16 protein-coding genes are annotated in these 21,732 nt (G+C 66.1%); 10 read left to right on the top strand and 6 right to left on the bottom strand.

The features are described from left to right. Window positions 1-64 precede the first annotated feature (64 nt). Window positions 65-838: an exodeoxyribonuclease III gene (locus BSE24067_RS29085; protein ID WP_151064541.1), complete on the top strand. Its 774-nt coding sequence runs from the start codon at window positions 65-67 to the stop codon at window positions 836-838. Window positions 839-937: 99 nt separating this feature from the next. Here the strand turns inward: BSE24067_RS29085 and BSE24067_RS29080 are convergent, their stop codons facing one another. Next, window positions 938-1,990 (bottom strand): NAD(P)-dependent alcohol dehydrogenase, encoded by a 1,053-nt coding sequence (locus tag BSE24067_RS29080; RefSeq protein ID WP_151064540.1) that lies wholly within the window; start codon window positions 1,988-1,990, stop codon window positions 938-940. 229 nt (window positions 1,991-2,219) lie between these two features. Here BSE24067_RS29080 and BSE24067_RS29075 point away from each other — a divergent pair, with 229 nt between their 5' ends. Continuing rightward, entirely contained in the window at window positions 2,220-3,164 is a 945-nt protein-coding gene (locus tag BSE24067_RS29075; RefSeq protein WP_151064539.1) for an AraC family transcriptional regulator, read from the top strand. A gap of 26 nt (window positions 3,165-3,190) precedes the next feature. On the opposite strand, the gene BSE24067_RS29070 is transcribed toward BSE24067_RS29075, so the two are convergent. The 5 genes from BSE24067_RS29070 to BSE24067_RS29050 all read right to left on the bottom strand — a co-directional run bounded on the left by BSE24067_RS29070 (window position 3,191) and on the right by BSE24067_RS29050 (window position 10,725). Continuing rightward, window positions 3,191-4,228 (bottom strand): M48 family metallopeptidase, encoded by a 1,038-nt coding sequence (locus BSE24067_RS29070; RefSeq protein WP_151064538.1) that lies wholly within the window; start codon window positions 4,226-4,228, stop codon window positions 3,191-3,193. Continuing rightward, window positions 4,218-5,639, bottom strand: coding sequence for an AmpG family muropeptide MFS transporter (locus BSE24067_RS29065; RefSeq protein ID WP_151064537.1), 1,422 nt, complete (start codon window positions 5,637-5,639; stop codon window positions 4,218-4,220). Before BSE24067_RS29065 ends, BSE24067_RS29070 begins: the two co-directional genes overlap by 11 nt. Before the next feature lie 114 nt (window positions 5,640-5,753). After that, window positions 5,754-6,362 carry a methionine biosynthesis protein MetW gene (gene metW, locus BSE24067_RS29060; protein WP_040142505.1) on the bottom strand — a complete coding sequence of 203 codons (609 nt, stop codon included), beginning with the start codon at window positions 6,360-6,362 and terminating at the stop codon, window positions 5,754-5,756. Continuing rightward, entirely contained in the window at window positions 6,359-7,504 is a 1,146-nt protein-coding gene (gene metX / locus BSE24067_RS29055; protein ID WP_151064536.1) for a homoserine O-succinyltransferase MetX, read from the bottom strand. The genes metW and metX overlap by 4 nt, the downstream gene beginning before the upstream one ends. Window positions 7,505-7,770: 266 nt before the next feature. Further along, window positions 7,771-10,725 carry an autotransporter family protein gene (locus BSE24067_RS29050; RefSeq protein ID WP_151064535.1) on the bottom strand — a complete coding sequence of 985 codons (2,955 nt, stop codon included), beginning with the start codon at window positions 10,723-10,725 and terminating at the stop codon, window positions 7,771-7,773. A 910-nt stretch (window positions 10,726-11,635) separates the two neighbouring features. On the opposite strand from BSE24067_RS29050, the gene BSE24067_RS29045 reads away from it, so the two are divergent. From BSE24067_RS29045 to tssB, 8 genes are all read left to right on the top strand, one after another. Further along, complete coding sequence (locus BSE24067_RS29045; RefSeq protein ID WP_151064534.1) at window positions 11,636-13,126, top strand: hypothetical protein; 1,491 nt, start codon at window positions 11,636-11,638, stop codon at window positions 13,124-13,126. Between the two features lie 441 nt (window positions 13,127-13,567). Beyond that, on the top strand, window positions 13,568-14,116 hold the full coding sequence (locus BSE24067_RS29040; protein ID WP_151064533.1) for a fimbrial protein: 549 nt from the start codon (window positions 13,568-13,570) through the stop codon (window positions 14,114-14,116). Window positions 14,117-14,207: 91 nt separating this feature from the next. Next, on the top strand, window positions 14,208-14,939 hold the full coding sequence (locus tag BSE24067_RS29035) for a fimbria/pilus periplasmic chaperone (RefSeq protein ID WP_151064532.1): 732 nt from the start codon (window positions 14,208-14,210) through the stop codon (window positions 14,937-14,939). Window positions 14,940-14,975: 36 nt separating this feature from the next. After that, a complete protein-coding gene (locus BSE24067_RS29030) occupies window positions 14,976-17,801 on the top strand; it encodes a fimbria/pilus outer membrane usher protein (protein ID WP_151064531.1) in 2,826 nt (941 codons plus the stop codon). A gap of 40 nt (window positions 17,802-17,841) precedes the next feature. After that, entirely contained in the window at window positions 17,842-18,405 is a 564-nt protein-coding gene (locus tag BSE24067_RS29025; RefSeq protein ID WP_151064550.1) for a fimbrial protein, read from the top strand. A 60-nt stretch (window positions 18,406-18,465) separates the two neighbouring features. Continuing rightward, entirely contained in the window at window positions 18,466-19,143 is a 678-nt protein-coding gene (locus BSE24067_RS29020) for a DotU family type IV/VI secretion system protein (protein ID WP_244130579.1), read from the top strand. Continuing rightward, window positions 19,140-20,813, top strand: coding sequence for an OmpA family protein (locus BSE24067_RS29015; RefSeq protein ID WP_151064529.1), 1,674 nt, complete (start codon window positions 19,140-19,142; stop codon window positions 20,811-20,813). The genes BSE24067_RS29020 and BSE24067_RS29015 overlap by 4 nt, the downstream gene beginning before the upstream one ends. Before the next feature lie 356 nt (window positions 20,814-21,169). Further along, a complete protein-coding gene (gene tssB, locus BSE24067_RS29010) occupies window positions 21,170-21,706 on the top strand; it encodes a type VI secretion system contractile sheath small subunit (protein WP_151064528.1) in 537 nt (178 codons plus the stop codon). Window positions 21,707-21,732: the final 26 nt, after the last annotated feature.

Here is a 21,732-nt window from a genome sequence, read left to right as displayed (position 1 = left end):
GACGCGCATCGAACAGAACTGCATTGAATTCTGCATTGAACTGAACTGAACAACGGAACCCGACATGATGCGAGTGATTACCGCCAACCTGAACGGCATCCGCTCGGCCGCGAAGAAGGGCTTCTTCGAATGGCTCGGCGAACAGAACGCCGATTGCGTATGCGTGCAGGAAATCAAGGTGTCGGCCGACGATTTGCCGGTCGAATTCGTCGAGCCGCACGGCTTCAGGAGCTATTTCCATCACGCGGAGAAGAAGGGCTACAGCGGCGCGGGCCTGTACAGCCGCCACGAGCCCGATGACGTGATCATCGGATTCGGCAGCAGCGAATTCGACCCGGAGGGGCGCTACGTCGAGGCGCGCTACGGCAAGCTGTCGGTCGTGTCGGTGTACCTGCCGTCCGGCTCGAGCGGCGAAGAGCGCCAGCAGGCGAAGTACCGCTTCATGGACGAATTCATGCCGCACCTCGCCGAGCTGAAGAAGAAGCGCGAGGTGATCCTGTGCGGCGACGTGAACATCGTCCACAAGGAGATCGACATCAAGAACTGGAAGAGCAACCAGAAGAACTCGGGCTGCCTGCCGGAAGAGCGCGCGTGGCTCACGCAGCTGTTCGACGAGGTCGGGTACGTCGACGTGTTCCGCACGCTCGACCCGCGCCCCGAGCAGTACACGTGGTGGAGCAACCGCGGTCAGGCGTACGCGAAGAACGTCGGGTGGCGGATCGATTACCAGATCGCGACGCCGGGCGTCGCCGGCACCGCGAAAAGCACGTCGATCTTCAAGGACATCAAGTTCAGCGATCACGCGCCGCTGACGGTCGATTACGACTACAAGAAGTAATCGCCGCGGCCGTGCAATCCGGCCGCCGGATGAGGAACGGGCCGCATGCCGAACATGCGGCCCGTTTCGTCCGGGGACGCCGCTTGCCGCGTTACCGGCTTACTGCTTGAGCGACGCCATGTCGATCACGAACCGGTACTTCACGTCGCTCTTCAGCATCCGTTCGTAAGCGGCATTGATCTGCTGCATCGGGATCACCTCGATATCGGACGTAATCCGGTGCTCCGCGCAGAAGTCGAGCATCTCCTGTGTTTCAGCGATCCCGCCGATCAGCGAGCCCGCGAGGCGGCGGCGCTTGAAGATCAGGTTGAACACCTGCGGCGACGGGTGATCGTGCTCCGGTGCGCCGACGAGCGTCATCGTGCCGTCGCGCTTCAGCAGATGCAGGAACGGGTTCAGGTCGTGCTGCGCGGCGACCGTGTTCAGGATGAAGTCGAAGCTGTTCAGATGCGCGTTCATCTGCGCTTCGTCCTTCGAGATCACCACTTCATGCGCGCCGAGCCGCTTGCCGTCCTCGATCTTCGACGGCGACGTCGTGAACAGCACCACGTGCGCACCCATCGCGCGCGCGAGCTTCACGCCCATGTGGCCGAGGCCGCCGAGACCGACGATCCCGACCTTCTGGCCCGGCCCGACGTTCCATTGCCGCAGCGGCGAATAGGTCGTGATCCCCGCGCACAGCAGCGGCGCGGCGCCGGCCGGATCGAGCGTGTCGGGCACGCGCAGCACGAATGCCTCGTCGACGACGAGCTGCGTCGAATAGCCGCCGTACGTGACGTCGCCGGTCACGCGATCCTGACCGTTGTAGGTGCCGACGAAGCCGTTCTCGCAATACTGCTCGAGGCCTTCCGCGCAGCTCGCGCAGGTGCGGCACGAATCGACGAGGCAGCCGACGCCGACCAGCTCGCCGACCTTGAAGCGCGACACTTGCGGGCCGGTCGCGGTCACGCGGCCGACGATTTCATGGCCCGGCACGACCGGGTAGATCGTGTTGCGCCATTCGTTGCGGGCCTGGTGCAGGTCCGAGTGGCAGACGCCGCAATACAGCACGTCGATCTGGACGTCGAGGTCGCGCAGCGCGCGGCGCTGGAATTCGAACGGGGCGAGCGGCGAGCGTGCGTCGGTCGCCGCGTAAGCGTAAGTAGTGCTCATGCTGGGGGCTCCTTGTCCGGGAAAGACATCCGGCGAAACAGACTGCCGCCGCACCTTGTGGCGATGCGGCGAGACAGGTGCCCATCGTAAGGAGCGAGCCGCCGGGGCGAAATACACGAACATCTCGAAGATTTGCCTATTCCTCTCGAATTGCGCGCGAACGGCCGTCAAAACGCTTTCAAGGTGCTACATTGCGAGCCAGATTCTCTTGCAGGACAGGACGACGCCGATGAGCTTCCAGCCCCTTTTCGACGACTCGGGCGACCGTGTGCGGCGCCGCATGATCGAGCTGCATTCGCGTCTCGCGCCGAACGAAGGCGATACGCTCGCGGCGCTCGACGGCGTGCGCTTCATTCGCGTGAGCCGTCCGGCGCCGCGCATGCCGGTGCTGTACGAACCGAGCATCATCGTCGTGTGCCAGGGCCGCAAGCTCGGTTATCTCGGCGACCGCTCGTTCGTCTACGACGCGCAGCAGTATCTGGTGCTGTCGGTGCCGCTGCCGTTCGAGTGCGAAACCTTCGCGAGCATGGACGAGCCGTTTCTCGCGATCTCGATCCGCGTCGATCTCGCGGTGATCGCGGAGCTCGCGATCCTGCTCGACGAGACGCTCGGCGCCGCGGTCAGCGAGCCGCACGGCGTCTATTCGACGCCGCTCGATGCGCCGCTCGCCGACGCGGTGGTGCGCCTGCTCGAGGCGCTCGCGTCGCCGCACGACACGCGCGTGCTCGGGCCCGCGATCATGCGCGAGATCGCGTACCGCGTGCTGACCGGCGCGCAGGGCGACGCGATTCGCGCGGCGCTCGTCCAGCAGCATCATTTCGGCCGCATCGCGAAGGCGCTGCGGCGCATCCATGCGGACCTGAAGGCCGATCTCGACGTCGAGACGCTCGCGCGCGAGGCCGGGATGAGCGTCGCGGTGTTTCACGCGCAGTTCAAGCACGTGACGGCGACGTCGCCGATGCAATACGTGAAGGCCGCGCGCCTGCATCAGGCGCGGCTGATGATGGTGCAGGACGGTGTCGGTGCGGGCGCGGCCGCCGCGCGGGTCGGCTATGCGAGCGCGTCGCAGTTCAGCCGCGAGTTCAAGCGGCTGTTCGGCCGCAGCCCTGGCGATGAAGTGCGCTCGATGCGTGAGAACGGCACGCGGCCGGTCGATTCGCCGGTCGGCGCGTAGGCCGGCGACGGTGCGGGCTGCGACGCTCAGCGCCGCACGATCTTGCGCCGTTGCGCGCTGATGCCCGCGTAGTCGGGCAGCGTGTCGACCCGCTTGCCGATCGCTTTCGCATACAGCGGCATCAGGTCCGGCAGGCGGTTCAGCAGATCCTGCCGCCGCGTCGCGCCGTACGGATGCATGTAGATGAAGCCCGACGTCTTGTTCGCGCGCGTGGCCGCCGCGAGCTTGTCCCACAGCGTGATCGCCGCACGCGGGTCGAAGCCGGCGCGCGCGGCGATGTCGCCGCCGATCACGTCGGCTTCGGTTTCGTCGGTCGGGTCGTAGCGCAGCGTCTGCAGGCGCGCCCCGAGGTTCAGCGCCTGCGGCAGCGGATCGCCGACGCCGAACAGCGGCGGCAGCGTAGCCGCGCGCAACGAAGTCTGCGACGCCACGCTGAAATTGCTGCGCGCGTGTTCGCGCAGCGCATGCGCGATGCCGTGCGCGAGCAGCACGCCGAGCTCGTCGTCGTTCAGCCGGACGCGATCGAGCAGCCCGCCGTATACCAGCACCTTGCCGCCCGGCAGGCACGTGACGCGGATGTCGCGCGAGCGGATCGCGTTGACGTCCCACGCCCAGCTCTTCACGCGATCGTTCCACTTCACCGAATACGGTGCGAGCTTCATCACGATCGTGCGCAGCCGCTTCACGCGCGGCTGGTTCGCGGGCAGCAGGCGGTCGCTTTCGGTGGCCGTCTGCACGATCTGCGCGTATTCGCTCGCGGTCAGCTGCTCGAGCAGCGGCGACGGGATCAGCGTGCGGAACGCGATCGCATTGCCGTAGCGGACCTGTTGCGACGCCGGCGTATAGGCTTTTGCGGACACGGCCCCGCCAGTCGGCTGCGCGGCTTCGGCAGCCGACTGCGGAACGGCGGCCGACGGCGTAGGCGGCACGGCCGGTGCGGAGCCGGTCGTCGTGCCGCTCGCGTCGGACGACGCATGTGCGCTCGCCGCGATGACGAGCGTCGCGATCCCGACGCTCAGCGCGACGGCGGCGCGTGTCAGCCGATGCGGCCGATCACTGCGCACGGCTGGCCTCGCCATTGCGCGCGACACCGTTCCACGGCGCGATCTTGAATAGCAGCAGCATGCCGGGGATCGCGAGCGCGGTGCACACGATGAAGTAGTCGAACCAGCCGATCTTCGCGACGATGAAGCCGCTCGCGGCCGACGCGAGCGTGCGCGGCACCGACGCGAGGCTCGTGAACAGCGCGAATTGCGTGGCCGTGTAGCGCGGATCGGTCGTGCTCGCGATATACGCGACGAACGCGGCCATCGTCAGGCCGGTCGTGAACGTTTCGAAGCCGTAGACGATCGCGAGCGCGACCGTCATGGGGCTGAACTGCGGCGCGACCGCGATGCCGAACACCGACAGTCCGGCCGCGATCGCGTGGCTCGTCGACACCGTGAAGTCGTACAGCAATGCGAGCACCGGCGAGCCGGGGCCGAGATGGGCGAGCCATGCGAAGCCGAGCGTCGACACCATTTGCAGTGCGCCGAAGATCCACAGCCCGCGGCCGATCCCGATCTTCACGAGCCACACGCCGCCGATGATGCCGCCCGCGACGCTCGCGACGAGCGCGGTGGTTTTCGCGACGATGCCGATCTCGGTGCGGCTGAAGCCGATGTCGAGGAAGAACGACGTCGACAGCGTGGTCGCCATCGTGTCGCCGATCTTGAACAGGAAGATGAATGCGATGACGAGCAGCGCGCCGGCCCAGCCGTCGCGCTGGATGAATTCGCGGAACGGCAGCACGATCGCGTCGCGCAGGTTGCGCGGCGGCGCGCCGACCACTTCGGGTTCGCGCACGACGAGCGTCATCAGGATGCCCGGCAGCATGAACGCGCCGGTGATCGCGAACACGGCGTCCCACGGCAGGTGGTCGGACAGGATCAGCGCGAGCGAGCCGGGGATCAGCGCGGCGAGCTTGTACGCGTTCACGTGCACCGCGTTGCCGAGGCCCTGCTCGGTGTCGCGCAGCAGTTCGCGGCGATACGCGTCGATCACGATGTCGGCGCTCGCGCCGAAGAACGCGACGAGCGTCGTGAGCGCGGCGACCGTCCAGATCGAGTCGCGCGGCGACACGAAGCCGAGCGCGGCGATCGCACCGGCGACCAGCACCTGCGTGAGCAGCAGCCAGCCGCGCCGGCGGCCCGGCCGCCAGCCGGGCAGGCGCGGGATGTAGCGGTCCATCAGCGGCGCCCACAGGAACTTCCACGTATACGGGAACTGGATCAGCGCGAACAGGCCGATTTCCTTCAGGTTCACGCCCTCGGAGCGCAGCCATGCCTGCACGAGGTAGACGAGCGTGAAGAGCGGCAGCCCGGACGTGAAGCCCAGGAACACGCAGATCAGCATGTGCGTGTTCAGATAGGCGCGCCAGCCGGGGTGATCCTCGTGAGCGGTGAGTGCGGGCGCCTCGTGTGGCGTTTTCGACATGGACAGGAACTGGGTAGCGTTGACGGATTGCGGCGGCAGCGCAGGCGGCGCGGGATGGCGCAGGCGGGCGGCCACACGCGTGTGTGGGCCGGATCATCCGTCAACGGCCCCGGCTCAGCTGCGCTTGACGCGGTAGACAGCAAGACTACCACGCCAGTTCGCTCCCCATCGAATCGGCTGCCCTTCGTGCAGCACGATGCGGTCGAGGATCGTCACGCCGACTTCCGGCGCGAGCGCCTCGAAATCCTTGATCGTCAGCACGCGGACGTTCGGCGTGTTGTGCCACTGGTAAGGCAGCGACTTCGACACCGGCATCCGGCCGCGCAGCACCGACAGCCGGTGCGCCCAGTAGCCGAAGTTCGGGAACGACACGATGCACTCGCGCCCGACGCGCGCGGTTTCGCGCAGGATCGCGGCCGTCTGGTGGATCGTCTGAAGCGTTTGCGACAGGATCGCGAAATCGAAGCTGTGATCCTCGAACAGGCGCAGCCCATCCTCGAGGTTCTGCTGGATCACGTTGATCCCGTTCTTCGCGCTCGCGAGCACGCCCGCGTCGTTCAGCTCGATCCCGTAGCCGGTCACGTCGAGTTCTTCCATCAGCAGCGACAGCAGCGAGCCGTCGCCGCAGCCGAGGTCGAGCACGGTCGCGCGCGGTTCGACCCAGCGGGCAATGGCACGGAAGTCCGCGCGTGCGGAAAGGGAATTCAGCGCTTGCTGGTTCATGCGCCCACCTCGCTGGCGATGCGTTCGTAATAGGCGCGGATCAGGTTGTGATAGCGCGCGTCGTCGAGCAGGAATGCGTCGTGGCCGTGCGGCGCGTCGATCTCCGCGTAGCTCACCGTGCGCTTGTTGTCGAGCAGCGCCTTCACGATCTCGCGCGAGCGCGCCGGCGCGAAGCGCCAGTCGGTCGAGAAGCTCGCGATCAGGTATTTCGCCTGCGTGTGCGCGAGCGCGGCCGTCAGGTTGCCGTCGAAAGCTTTCGCCGGATCGAAGTAGTCGAGCGCACGCGTGATCAGCAGGTACGTGTTCGCGTCGAAGTAGTCGGCGAACTTGTCGCCCTGGTAGCGCAGGTACGACTCGACCTCGAACTCGACGTCGAAGCTGAAGTTGTACGCATCGAGCGCGCCGTCCGCGCGGCGCAGCGCGCGGCCGAACTTCTCGGCCATGTCGTCGTCGGACAGGTACGTGATGTGGCCGATCATCCGCGCGACGCGCAGGCCGCGCTTCGGCTTCACGCCGTGCGCGTAATAGTCGCCGCCGTGGAAGTCGGGATCGGACAGGATCGCCGAGCGCGCAACCTCGTTGAACGCGATGTTCTGCGCGGACAGCTTGGGCGTCGATGCGATGTCGATGCAGTGCGCGACGCGCTCCGGGTACATCAGGCTCCACGCGAGCGCCTGCATCCCGCCGAGGCTGCCGCCCATCACGGCCGCGAAGCGCTCGATGCCGAACGCGTCGGCGACGCGCGCCTGCGCATGCACCCAGTCCTCGACGGTGACTACCGGAAACTTTGCGCCGTACGGCTTGCCTGTGGACGGATCGATGCTCATCGGGCCGGTCGAGCCGAAGCACGAGCCCAGGTTGTTCACGCCGATCACGAAGAAGCGGTTCGTGTCGAGCGGCTTGCCGGGGCCGACCATGTTGTCCCACCAGCCGGTGCTGCGCGGATCGTCCGCGTAGACGCCGGCGACGTGATGCGACGCGTTCAGCGCGTGGCAGACGAGCACCGCGTTCGAGCGCGCGGCATTGAGTTCGCCGTACGTCTCGACGACGAGCTGATAGTTGCCGAGCACGCTGCCGCTTTGCAAGCGCAGCGGTTCGGCGAAGTGCATGGTCTGTGGAGCGACGATGCCGATCGATTCCATTCGTTCCGCCTTGATGACTGGGCGGCTAAACGGTGTCGGCGATGCGCGGAGGCGAAGGTGCGCGGCTGACGACCTCTTTAGCCGCATTTGTAGTGAACCGCCGGGACGAACGCAACATCAACGCCCCGGCCGGTTCGCGCGCCCGCAATCGAGTCAGCAAATCGGCGCGCTTCCGACCTGCCGCCATCCGGGCGGCAGTCGGCAAAGTATAGCGGAATTCCGCCAGCGGAGGATTTCACGCTCGGCGGCTGCGGGCGCCGCTGGCGTCACCAGCGGTATTTCGCCGACAGCTGGCCGGTCACCACCGAGTAGTCGGACAGATTCCCTTCGACGCCGACGCTTGCCGAAATCGAGAACTGCCGGCCCAGCTGCCCGGTCGCCCCGATGCGCACGGCGGCCCGATCGCGCGGCACGCTGAACGAGAACGCGTTGCGGTCGAGCGTCAGCGTGCGCGAGCCGGGGCCGTGCCACCAGTTCGCTTCGATGAACGGCCGAAGTTCGCGGCCGTGCGACATCGCGGTCACGCCGTGCACGCGCACGCCGAGCCGCGTGAGCACGTCGGTGGCGCCCTGGCCGTCGAGACGGCCGCCGGCGGTGCGATGCGCGTCGGCGCGATAGTCGGACACGACGAGTTGCGCTTCCGGCTCGACGAAGAACCGCGTGTCGCCGCGCTCGTAGAACCGGAGCGAATAGCCGGTTTCGATCGAGCCGGTCACGGTGCGCGACCGGTAGGAATCGGCTGCGAGGCTGCCGCCGACGCTGTTCGCATACGCGCCGTACATGAACCATGCATCGACGTACGGGCCGGACAGGATGTCGCGGTTGCCGTACCAGGTACCGTACACGCCGACGTTGTAGCCGGCCACGCTGCCGCGCGCTGTGGCGTTCGTCACGCGGCCCTCGAGCGGATTCCACAGCGGACGTGTCGACCAGTTCGTCCGGCTGCCGTACATCCCCATTGCGCCGACGCGCACGGTGCCGCCGCGGCCGTCGTCGAAGCGGAGCAGATCGGCGCCCGCATGAATCAGCCGGCCGTTGCCCGACACGCTGCGGTTGCCGCCCGACATCGACGTCATTTGACCTTCGGCGCGCAGCCAGACCGCACCGTCGAGCGGGCCGGCCGCTCCGGCGCGCAGCGAGCGATCGTCGCGCTGGTGCAGCGTGTGAACCGCCATCGTCGATGCTGCATCCGCGTTCGCCAGATAGGCGTCGGGCTCGGGGGCCACCGTGCGTGCAGGCGGCGTGGTTTCGGGTTCGATCGGCGGGTCCGGGTTCACCGGGCCCGGCGGCTGCGGCGGTTCGGGTTTCGCCGCGGAAACGAGATACCAGTCGTCTTCCCGGCCGCCCTGGCCGCCGCGCTCGAGCATGTAGTCGTAGCCGCCCGCGGACAACGTGCCGAAGCCGGTGCGGTAGCCGTCCGATCCCGGATCGAGCGTGAATGCCGCCGCGTCGGTCGTGCCGCCATTGCGCGTTTCGACGAGCGGGATGCCGATGGTCGTCCGCGCACCGTCGCCGCCCGTGCGCTTGACGACGATACCGGTGTCGCCCGATGCATGGCCGCCGTCGATCACGAGCCGGTCGGTGGGTGATGCGTCGTCCTGCAGCGTCGTATGGAGAATCAGCTTGCCGTTGCGGGCGGCGTAGTCGCCCGTCACGACGAGCGTGCGCGGCGTCACGGGCGCGCCGGCAGCCGGGTCGGCGAATGCGATCGTCGAGTCGTTCAGCGCGAGCGAGCCGACCGACGAGTTCGCGGTGACGGTCCAGCCGCTGTTCGCGTCCAGCGACAACGCGCGCACCGCATCGGTCGCGCCGGTCCACGCGGACGCACCGGACAAGGCAACGTCAGTCACCGCAGGCGTCGGGCCGGCGACGCTGGCGGGCTGGTTCACGATGTCGCCGTCGGCGTGCGAGCCTGTGCCGAGCGTCAGCCGCACGGGTGCGCCCGACTGCGCATCGACGGACAGCAGCGTGCCGTTGCCGCCGATGGCGCGCGTGCCGTTGCGCAGTGCGATCGTCGCGCCGGACGCGTCGAGCGCGCCGTATCGCTCGCTGACGAGCGAGCCGCGGTCGACGGTCAGCGTGCCGCCGTGGACGCTTGCCGCGTATGCGCGGTCGCCGGCCGTGCGCGCGTCTGCGCGTACCAGGTCGATCCTGCCTCCGGCGCTTGCATACAGTGCGGCCGCGTCCGTGCCCTGCGTGTCGACGCTCATGTCGGTGAGCGTGGCGACGGAGCCCGTGCCGGACGACATCGCGCCGCGCCCGAGTTCGCCGCGGGTTTCGATGCTGCCGCGCGTCATCGCAATCTTGCCGCCGAGCCGTGCGATCGCGCCGATGGAGCGGGCACCGGTGGTCGTCACGTGCGTGTCGATGGCGTCGATCACAGGCGTGTCGGCGTACTCCTTCGACGCGTACAGCCCGTGCGCGCTGGAGCCGTGCGTGACGACGCGCGTGCGTGCGAGCGCAACGGCGCCCGCGCGGGTATCGATGCCGACGGCGGCGTCCCCGGCGGTTTCGAGGTGTGAGTCGCGGAACGTGACCGCGCCGGCATTCGGCAGATACAACGCGGACGCATGGTCGCCGTCCGTGCGGATATCGGTGCGCTCCAGCGTCGCGCGCACGCCGTCGTAACTGATCGACAGGCCGGTCGCGTGCAGGCCGCTGGTCCTGATCAGCGTATCGGCGACGTCGATGGTGCCGCCGGACGCGCCGTTCGCCGCGATGCCGGAACTTTCCTTGCCGCGCGTCACGATCACGCTGTCCGAGATGCGGAGCCGGCCGCCGGCGCCGTACACGTATGCCCCGTGCGCGTAGTCGCCATCGGTATCGATCGACGAGCGTTCCGCGGAAGCGGCGGCGCCGTTGCGAACGTCGATGCCGACGCTGCTGCGGCCACGCGTGCGGATTTCCGTATCGCGCAGTTCGAGCCGCGAGCCGGCACCCGATGCGGCGGCGCCGGCCGCGACGGGGCCCGTTGAAAATGCACGGGTCTTGCCGGTGGTCGCCAGGTGCCCGCCGTTGGTCGCGGACAGCACGGATTGGCCGGTTTGCGTCGTCGAATAATCGCCCGGTGCGACCTCGAGCTTGACGCCGTTCGCATGCTGCGGGCCGCCGGCGGCTTGCGCGACGGGCGGCCACGGTATCACGGCGCCCGCGATCAGCGCGGAATGCGCGATATGGCGGCCGGTGCGTGCTCGAAAAAATGGAAGTCTGCGGTGGTTCACCCGTGTACCCCTTCGTAGTAACGGGCGAAAAGTAGCTTTCAAAGGCGGGGTTGGAAATTGGACGAGTTCGAATTTCACGGAATCCACGAACAATGGGCCGGGCAGTTGCATGAAGATGATCACGCGCCGGCGGCGATCGGTGGCCGCATTTGCGTCGAGCTGGGTTAGCGGACGAGTCGCAATGTCGCAGACGTCTGGTGCGGTGCGTTTGAAGCGAACCCGATGCGCGTTGCACGGGATGCTCGCGCGGCAAATCGCCGGCTGCGCCGGCACGGCGTTCGGTCGCAGGCGTGAGCGACGGCGTTTTTCACGGCTGACGCAACGCATGCGATGTCGTTCGAAGGCAATGTTTTACGTCGATAAATCGGACGTGTCTGCGTGCCTTGGTACGAGTTTCACACGTCTGTCCCATTGTTGATGCCGGTTCGCTTGGCTAGATTTGCGGCTTACCCGGAATGGACCAGGGCGCGCACCGGCGAGCGTGGGTGCGGCTGATACGAGCATGACGAACGGAACGAGCACGAAAGGCCGACGCGCGCGCGCCGCAGCGGTGGAATGGGCGAAGCGAAGCGCGGGCGGCACTGGCGTCATGACGGCTGCATTGATGGTTGCTACGCCGTATCTCGGTTCGTGTACGCCGGACGACCCCGGGGCGGCACGCGCGCCTGCGTCGGACGTACCGCGCAGGGTGCCGGCGCGCGTGGCGATGTCGACGTCGCCGGCACGCATGCGCGATGTCGAAGCGCGGACCGATCCGCCCGTGCCGTCTCGCGTCGATGAAGAGAACGTCGCCGCTCCCGCCCCGATCCCGCCCGCGTTTCGCACGACCCCGTTCGCGCCGGTGCGGCGTCCGGTCATCGCGATTGGGCTCGACGATCGTCTGCTCGGCGGCCCGGTCGCGATCGAGAGTTTGGCCGACCGGCCGCCGTTGCCGAATGGTCCGCTGCCGGACGAGCGATTCGATCTGTTCCGGCCGCATCGCGGCGGCCCCGTACTCAGTTATACAGGCGCTGCCGAGCCGTTGCGCGGGCCGATGCTCGACGGTGAGCGCCTGGCGCGCGTCGCGTCCCCGGACCTGCCTCCATTGCCCGGCGCTGCGGTCCAATTGGCCGGCGCGACGGATTCCCCGTTCTATGCCGATCAGGTGGCCGATGCGCTCGCGCGCTATGCGGCGTCCGGCGGTGCGGCGGTGCGCGACGAGGCCGGCGAGGTGCGCACGGCGAGCGCGGACGGCGGCGACGCGTCGGGCGGCTCCCTGGGCGGAGTGCCGTTTTACGCGGATCAGATCGCGTATGCGCGGGCACACCCGTTGCCCGACGCGCCGTCCTCGGTCGCGGCCGAGGCGAGCGAAGACGTCGCGTCATTCGTTTTGCGGTTCCCGTTCGGTCTGTCGGGTTCGCAGCGCGCCGTGCCGCCCGGTATCGCATTCTCCACGCTCGGCGCGGAGGTCGCTTATCACGCGTTGTCCGAGCGGCGTGCAGCGCTCGAACCGCGGTCGCTGGCCGGCTTGCTCGATACGTTGAAGCCGATTTTGGCTGCGTCTCCGGCGCCTGCGACGCGTGCGGCGGGGGCGATCCCGACGGTCGCGCACGATCGCGCAGTGCCCGCCGAAGCGCGGGTCGGCGACGCAGCGATCGCGTCGCGCTCGTCGCCTTCGGTGCGCGTGGCCGGATCGACGCGGCCGCTCGACGGCCAACGGGCCGCGATGCCGACGATGTCGGCGAGTCTTTCCGAGCTCGTAGCCCAGGTCGACAGCATCGGTGGGCAGCGCGGGACGCCGCCGGAGTTCGGCGCCCGCCCGCGAGGCGGTGCCGCGCTCCCGTCCGAAGCGCGGCGCGTCGCGATGCGTGTCTCCACGGCGGCGGTGCTTGGCGATGGCTCGGGCGAACGGAACCAGCACCGTCGTGGTGCGCGGGCCACGAAGAACGGACATGCTTCGGAAGGGCTTCCGACGATCGTTGCCGATACACGGACCGTATCGGCGCACGAATCGCGCGCACCGGAGCGGCCGGCCATCGTCGCCGGTTTGCCGAGTGCGGTGGAGATGGCTGCAGCGCTGGTCCGGCCCGGGACAAGCGAGCGGATGGCAATGGGTGCACGAGGGCCGTCGCGGACCGCACGCGGCGCGGGGCATGCCGTTGCTGCAGGGCGTGAGACCGGCTGGCGTGCGGCGGCCATGACGACGGTGGGCGACCAACGGTATGGGCGGTTTCGCCGAGGCGATCCGCTCTACGACAACGTCATGGCGCCGGTGGCGGCCGCGCAGCATCGCAGCGTCACGGTCGACATGCCGCCGCAGCGCCCATACCGCGACGTCGCGACGAACGTTGTCCTGGCGTCGAGCGGGCCGTCCGTCGATGCCGAACAACAGCGCGCGGCGACGATCAGTCACGTGTTCTGATCCGCCCGCGCCGCGGGCGCGCGCCACCTGATACCGGCGTGGCGGCCGAACGCGGACGATCGACCGGCGGCGAAGCGGCGACTGCCGCGCAAGCCGCGCGTCGTTGCCGAGTGCTGATCGAGCATGCGTCGCTGCCCGCACGACGGGGCGCGCGTTTCGGCAGCGTCGGAACGCATGTACCGTCGAACGTGATCGCGCTCGGCCATCGACGGGCGAGTCATCCGTTTCCTGACAAATTACACAATTCACTCGGTCTTTTACGAGCGGCCAGCTCGTATTCCTTCGAGGTTTGAACTCGTCCTATATCCCCGATATTGGGGGATTGATAATATTTTTCGCGGGTTCGATTGAGCGAGATAACCGTGGTGCAGATGGGCGGCATGACGCCTCGTGAACCCGGTCGACCTGTTCGGCATATTTCTATTTAAGTAGGAGTGTTAAATGAAGAAGAAGGTATTGGGTGCTTCCGTAGCAATGCTGCTGGGTGCGCTGGCTGCATCGCCGGCATTCGCACAGGCCGTGACGCAAGGCAAGGTGACGTTCGACGGCGAACTGACGGCGAGCACGTGCTCGATCAAGGCAGGGGACGAAGACAAGAAGGTGCTGCTGCCGAAGGTTTCGACGGTTACTCTCGCGAAGAAGGGCGACACAGCTGGCTCGACTTCGTTCGATATCACCGCGGAGAAGTGCTCCGCTGACGTGAGCAAGGTCGCCGCTCACTTCGAGATGACCAACATGGACCCGGCTACCGGCTTCCTCAAGAACCTGCTGACGGATGCATCGACCGCGGCGACGAATGTCGTCGTCCAGTTGGTGAACTCCGACGGTACGGGGATTCGGGCCGGCTCGACGGGCGCGTACTTCGATGTGACGGGCGCGGGCGACGCACGCGGCGTGACGATGCTCTACGGCGGTCAGTACTACGCGACCGGCGCCACCAAGGCGGGTAAGGTCAACACCTTCGCTCGCTACACGCTCGCGTATCAGTGATCTTGAATCGCAAGTAGCCCGCAAGCGGGCTCCGGAGAATTCGTTGTTCGGCCTCCGGAGTTCGCTGCGGCGATGGATCAAGGAGGTATGCGTGCGGTTATGGAAATGGAAGGGCGTCGCCGCGGCTTTTGCGTTGGGCGTGATGGCGCTGTCGGCGCAGGCGGCGATCGTGATTACGGGTACGCGGGTCATCTATCCGGAACAAAATCGCGAAGTCAACGTGCGATTGAGCAACGTCGAGACGGCGCCCGTGCTGGTGCAGGCATGGATCGACGACGGGAATGCGGATGCCAATCCCGATCAGATCAAGGTGCCGTTCGTGCTGACGCCACCGGTGTTCCGCGTCGAGCCGAAAAAGGGGCAGACGTTGCGCATCATGTATACGGGCGCGAATCTGCCGGCGGATCGCGAGTCGGTGTTCTGGCTCAACGTGCAGGAGATTCCGCCGCAGCCCACCAACGCGGAAGAAACGAATCTGCTGCAACTGGCATTTCGCACTCGCATCAAGTTGTTTTTCAGGCCGGCCGCGCTTGAGGACGGGCCTTCGGGGCAATCGCTGACGTGGAAGGTCACGCATGACGACAAAGGGCGAAGCAGCCTGCGCGTCGACAATCCGTCGCCCTATTACGTGTCGTTCGGCCGTGTGGCGCTGAAGGCCGGCGACAAGGAAATTCAGTTTGATCCGGCTATGGTTCCGCCGTTCGACCATGTGTTGCTCACGCAACCGCAGGGGACGCATCGTACGTTCGAGCGAGGCACGGTCTCGTACAAACTGCTCAACGACTACGGTGCGGAGGTGGCGGGTTCGGCCACCGTCGAATAACCAGCCGACTGTTTCGGAAACGATGAGGATCGAAGAGTGGTTCAAGCAGCAAGAAATATCGCGCTTGGCAGTAGCCATGATGTCGATCTGAGCGTCTTTCGCCGGCGGCGCGTGGCTTTGGCGGTCGGCCTGGCGTTTGGCATCGGTTTTCCCGGCGATGAAGCGAGCGCGGCGGAATTCGGTGGGTCCGACGTCGGGCCGCAAGGCGGTGGCGAGCCGGTAATGATCGTGGCGGCTCGCACCATGTCCGATCCGGTGATGCAGATAGCGGCTCGTGCGACGACGGAGCCGGTGATGCAGATAGCGGCTCGCGCGACGACGGAGCCGGTGATGCAGGTAGCGGCTCGCGCGCCGTCGGAGCCGGCGGCGGTCGCATTCAACCCGCGACTGTTCGCTGGCGGTGGCGTCGATCTGTCTCGTTTCGCGAAAGGCAATCCGGTCGAGCCGGGCAATTACGCTGTCGAAGTAACGGTCAACGGCAAAGGGCGTGGACGTCACGACGTGCCGTTCGTCGCGGTGCCCGGCAGCGACGTTGCCGCGCCGTGCTTCACGCTCGCGATGCTCGAGCAATTCGGTGTCGACGGCGACAAGCTTGCGAGCCGACTTCGGCGATCGAAGCAGGACGACGATGGCGCGCCGGCCGCGCACGAATCAGCGCCCGACGCCTGCCTGGCACTTCGCGAGACGATACCCGATGCGACCTACACGTTCGACAGCGCGGATCTGAAGCTCGATCTGACGATCCCGCAGACGGCGATGAGCAAGACGGCGCACGGCTACGTCGATCCTTCGCGCTGGGACGAAGGGATCAACGTCGGGCTGCTGCAGTACAACGTCAACGGATACACGAGCGAGAGCAACTTTTTCGGGCACAACTTCAGCAGCTTGTATACCGGCCTGCAGTCGGGCGTGAATATCGGGCCGTGGCGCTTTCGTCATCGCTCGACGCTGAACTGGGCAAGCCGCAGTTCCGGCGTATCGTGGCGCAGCCTCGAAACCTTCGTTCAGCGGGACATCACGGCGTTACGCAGCCAGATCGTGCTCGGCGACAGCTTCACGAGCGGCGAGGTTTTCGATTCGTTCGGCGTACGCGGTGTCCAGTTGTCGAGTGACGATCGAATGCTGCCCAATTCGCTGCAGGCTTATGCACCGACCGTCCGTGGCGTAGCGGACACCAATGCGCGCGTGGTCGTGCGGCAGGGCGGCAATACGGTCTATGAGGAGACCGTGTCGCCGGGACCATTCGAGTTCAACGATCTGCCGGCGACCGGCTACGGCGGGGATCTCGACGTAACGGTCACCGAATCCGACGGGCGCGTGCGGCGCTTCTCTGTGCCGTTTGCCGCCGTTCCGCAACTGTTGCGGCCCGGTCAGCACCGCTTCAACGTGACGGTTGGCCAGTATCGGGACAATACGGTCGATACGAAGCCGTGGGTTGCCCAACTGGTTTATCAGCGAGGTCTCACGAATCTCGTGACCGCGTACGCCGGCGTACTGTCATCGGCCGGCTATGGTTCGGGCCTGTTCGGCATGGCGCTTAATACGTCGGTCGGTGCGTTCGCGTTCGACGTCACAACCGCACACGCGAGTGTGCCGGGCCGACGCACGTACCATGGCCTCAGTTCGCGTGTCACGTACAGCAAGATGGTGGTGCCGACCGGAACCAATTTTTCAGTGGCCGCGTACCGCTATTCGACGTCGAACTTCTTCAGTCTGCAGGACGCAGTCAACGCACGAAACGATTGGAATCGCTCGATCGATCAGTACAACTATCGGGCCAGGACACGTCTGCAGCTGAACGTCAACCAGCGCCTGGGCGATCGCAGTGCGATCTACGTCACCGGCAGTTCGCAGGACTATTGGGGCGGGGAGAGGGGGCGCGATCTGCAGTTTCAGGTCGGGTTCAACAGCACTTTCCGACGGATGTCATATTCCGTGTATGCGCAGCGCGCGCGTAACGGCGACGACCGAACGGTCACTCAGGTCGGGATCAACCTCACGATCCCGCTTGGCAAGCAGACGTACACGAAGAGCAGTCTCTTCAATTCGTTGACCACGTCGGCCTCGCGAGATTCGAGCGGGAACAGCGCCATTCAGATGGATATGTCCGGCAGCAAGGGAACCATCGCGCCGTTCAGCTACGGGATCACTGCATCGCGTATCGCCGGTGGCGATACCAATGCGCTGTCGTCGTTCGGCGGGTACGGTACCTATCGGTCGGCCGTCGGCACGTACAGTGCGAACGCGTCGCTCAGCAATCGGATGCGTCAGGCGTCGATGGGCGCCAACGGCGCGATGATCATCCATCGGGGTGGCGTCACGTTGAGCCCGCCGCTTGGTCAGGCGGCTGCGCTGATCGAGGCGAAGGGCGCAACCGGCGGGCAGATCGTCAACGGCCAGGGCGCGTCAATCGATCGATTCGGCTACGCGGTGATTCCGTCACTGATGCCGTATCGCGTCAACACGGTCGAGATCGACCCGGCCAAGCTCCCCGACGACGTAGAGCTCGGGAACACGAGCGAGGAGGTGGTGCCGCGCTACAACTCGGTCGTCTTCGTAAAGATGAGTACGGTGCGGGGGCGCCCCGTGTTCGCGACGATGGAGCGGAACGATGGCTCGCCGCTGCCGATGGGCACTCAATTGTTCGACGCGTCCGGCAAATCGGTCGGCGGTGTCGGTCAGGGCGGCATGGCATTCCTGCGCGGGCTGGAAGGTTCCGGCGAACTGACCGCGAAGTGGGGAATCAGCGCTGCCGATCGGTGCACCTTGCCCTATGCGGTTCCGGCGGCAACAGCGGATGCGGGGAAGGTCAAGATGGCGACGCGCGTGCGCTTGCGCTGCGACACGGCGGCGATGCAATGATGCGCCCGCATCAAGGTGAGGCACGGGACACGTGGACAAAATGATTCGCATACATGCTTCGAAATGGATCCGTTGCGTTGCATCGGGCGCCGCGGTCGCGATGAGCGTGGGGGCCGCAGGCACGGCCTGGGGGGCCGGCAATCCGACCGTCACGGTCAAGTTTCAGGGTTCCTACAATTCGGTGACGTGCACGATCGTCGGCGGCCAGGAAAATCAGACGGTCAAGCTGCCACGGATCTCGACGTCGTCGCTGACGTCGCCGGGGCAAACCGCGGGTTCCACTGCCTTCACCATTCCGTTGCGCTGCGACGGCAGCATCGATTCGGTGCGCATTTATTTTCAGCGGGGCGCCACGACGAACGCGAACGGCAATCTCGACGTCGAGACCCCAAACGATCCTGCGAGTGCCAAAAACGTCCAGGTTCAGTTGATGAACGGTGACGGGTCGCCGATTCAGATCGGCAATGCGGCGACGATGCAGACGGTGAACCTGGATGAGTCGACTACAACACTGGTGCCGTTCGGCGCGCAGTATTACGCGACCGGTGCGGCGCGCGCCGGCGCGGTTCGCACGTATGCGACGTTCGTGATTCAGATGCCTTGATGGCGTTCCATCGATAGTTTTTCTGCTATTTGCATGACATTTGACAGTTCAGGCGCCGCGTTGAGCGCATCGCTTCAAGAGACCGTACTGCATGTCGCACTGCTTTCGCAGGGCGCGTCGATACCGGAGGTCCATGCGTGGCGTGCGCGATGCATCGGCCTGGTCGAGCGGCTCGAGCAGGCGATGCGCGATGACGGACGAGCAAGCGACGTCGTCCGGGACGTCGGCATCGCGCAATGTGCGCTGCTGGACGAGGTGACGCTGCGCCATCTGCCGGCGACGAGGCGCGACGAATGGCTGCGCGAGACGCTGCTGTTCCGGTTTCATCGTTCGCACAGCATCGCGGCGCGGTCTGAAGCGCAAATCGGCGCGTTGCCGGACGGACAGTATTCGGAAGCGCCGCTGTTGAATATGTATACGGCGCTGCTCGGGCTTGGGCCATCACATCAGGCAGACGCTTTTCGGGCGTGCCTGGAAGCAGAGCGTCGCGTGACATCCGAGGTCGAGCCGCGCGCGGCCGACATGGAGAATGTGCGCACGCAGCGGCTGCCGTGGCCGGCGCGCTCCGTTGCGACTGTTGCGGCACGCGCATATGGGCCGCTTCGGCCGATCTTGCTTGCGACGGTGGCGCTGGCGGCCGTCTGGATCTTCTGCGACGTCTCGTTGCGGCGTGCGGTGGAGCGTCTGCCCGACTCCGGACCACGCTTGACGCAGAACAGCGACGGAGGACGCCAATGAGCATGCGATCAATCAAGAAGATCGGACTTGTCTGGATTGCAATGCCGATCGTCGTGTTCGGTGGTGCATGGGCACTCGCGGGGCTGCCGGATTGGCTGAGCGCGCTATGCATCGGATCGGCTGTCGCGCTGGCGATGTGGGTTGTCACGTGGTCCGAGCGTCGGCGTCCGGCGGCGGCTTCGGACGACTCCGCTGCACAGGAAATCGGCAACGCGGCGCGCGAACTCGAGGTGATCGTCGTCGTCGGGCCTTACGCGGCCGCGCTGTTTCCTCGCGATCGCGGGCGAGCAACGCTCACGCGCGACGATCAGGCGGTGTGGCTGCTGGCCGATACGCCGGCGCGGCTCAACGACGTGATGGCACAGGTCAAGGCGGCACGAGGCCGTTTCCCGGACGCCGCGCTGCTGCCCGTGGTACCGGAGGGGGACGACGAAAGCGTATTGCGCAAGGAGTTCGCGCAGTGGCGCATTGCGCTGCAGGCGGCGTACTGCCATCCCGAATGCGTACTGCCGTGTCATGTCGCGGTTTACGCATGTCTGGGCCCTGGCGAGGACGGCATGCCGCAAACGCGATGGTTTGGCGATTTGCTCGGATCCGACGCTCCGCGCCCCAAGGACGCGATCGGTCTTTCCGACCGGTTGCCGGTGATTCGTCGCCAACTTGCCGAGTCGCGGCATGCCGAGGCGGCGGTCCGAAGCGCACTCGGGCTTGCGGTATTCGAGTGGCTCGACGAAGCGGCGTTGCTATCGTCGATCTCCGCGTTGTCGAATACCGTGCCGTTTGCGCTGCAGGGTGCGTCGCTGGCGGACATCGACCATACGCCGGTTCGGCCGGGCGCGTGGACGCGCTGGCTGATCGCGAGAACGGGCTTGCAACCGTGCATGACGAAGCCGGTCGCGGGGCCGCTTCCGTTGCCGCGTATTCGCGCGTCGGCGTCCGCGTCCGCGTCGGCCGATACGGACCGGAGGCCGCCGGCTCCGTCGGCGGTCAGCTGGAGGACATGGCCGCTCGCGTCGCACGTGCTGCTGTCGAGCGTGACGACCGTCACCGCGGCCGTGGCGATATCGGGCGCGGTGAATTATCGGCTCGTCGAGCAGATCGCGGACGATCTGTCCGCCTATTGGAATACGCCGGCCGTCCGGATCACTGCATCGATCGACTCGTTCGAGCAGTTGCGCGCGGTACGTGACGAGGTGGCGCGCAACCTGCGCGACGGCGCGCCGTTCGGCGCGGGTTGGGGGCTATATCCGGGGCGTGGGCTGTTGCCTCGCGTCGACATGGCGCTGGCAACCTATCGGCCGCCGCTCACGACCGTGCAGATCGATAGCCTTTCGTTGTTTCCAAGCGGCAAGGCAACCTTTTCTCCCGCGCACGCGCATCGCGAACTGGCACATGTGCTTCGGTTGATTCGAGAGAATCCGGACCAGCGCGTGCTGATCGAAGGGCATGCGGACAGCGAGGGCTCGTCCGATGCGAATTTTCGGCTATCCGAGGCACGTGCGCGCGCGATCCGCGATTGGCTCGTCGTCGAGGGCGGGTTGCCGGTCACGCGTTTTGCGATTCAGGCAATGGGCGACATCCGCCCGATTGCGGACAACCGTAGTGAAGCGGGCCGAGCACTGAACCGGCGCGTCGAGATTTCGCTGATTCCGGACGGCTTGCGTCGCTGAAGGCGCCGGGATGCGCTCGACGCGGTAGCGCATCGCGTCATCGCCGAAGTGTTCCGCGCGGTTGCGGCGGCGCTCGCCTGCTGGATGACCTCGACCGCTCCAAGCCGGCCGCGCAGTCACGCCGGATATGAATCTATCTCGGCCGAAGGCCGCTTTTTTCAATTCGTCGATTTATTGAGATTAGCGTTTCTTCAAATATTTATTATATCTCCAATTATCGCCCATTAAGTTAGTACTGGTCCTATATAAGGGCGCCGACGAGTGTCTTAATATGCGCTGAGTTTACGCTGAAAGGGCGAAACGGACGAGCATTCGCTCATTGATTTTTTCCCAATCTGAATCCATCTGGAAAGTTTATGGCCATATCCAGCAGTGCACAGAAATTCATTGCGCGAAATCGTGCTCCGCGCGTCCAGATCGAGTACGACGTCGAGATCTACGGCTCAGAAAAGAAGGTGGAGCTGCCGTTCGTGATGGGCGTGCTCGCCGATCTGTCAGGCAAGCCCCTGGAGTCGTTGCCGCCCGTCGGCGATCGGAAGTTCTACAACATCGACATCGACAACTTCGACGAGCGGATGAAGGCGATGAAGCCCCGCGTCGCGTTTTCGGTCCCGAATACGTTGTCCGGCGACGGTCAGTTGATGGTCGACATCACGTTCGAAAGCATGGACGACTTTTCGCCGGCGGCGATTGCGAGAAATGTCGATGCGCTGTCGCAGTTGCTCGACGCGCGCACGCAGCTCGCCAATCTGCAGACCTACATGGACGGCAAGTCTGGCGCGGAAAACCTTGTCAGCAAGGTGCTGAAGGACCCGGCGCTGCTGAGCGCGCTCGCCAAGGCACCCAAGCCCGAAGCACGGAAGCCGGACGCTCAGGAACCGCAAGAGCAGTGACGCGGCCCTGGACGCTAAACCACGAT

This window comes from Burkholderia latens, from assembly GCF_902499045.1.
Classification (GTDB): Bacteria; Pseudomonadota; Gammaproteobacteria; order Burkholderiales; family Burkholderiaceae; genus Burkholderia; species Burkholderia latens.
This window is presented reverse-complemented; position numbering and strand designations above follow the sequence as displayed.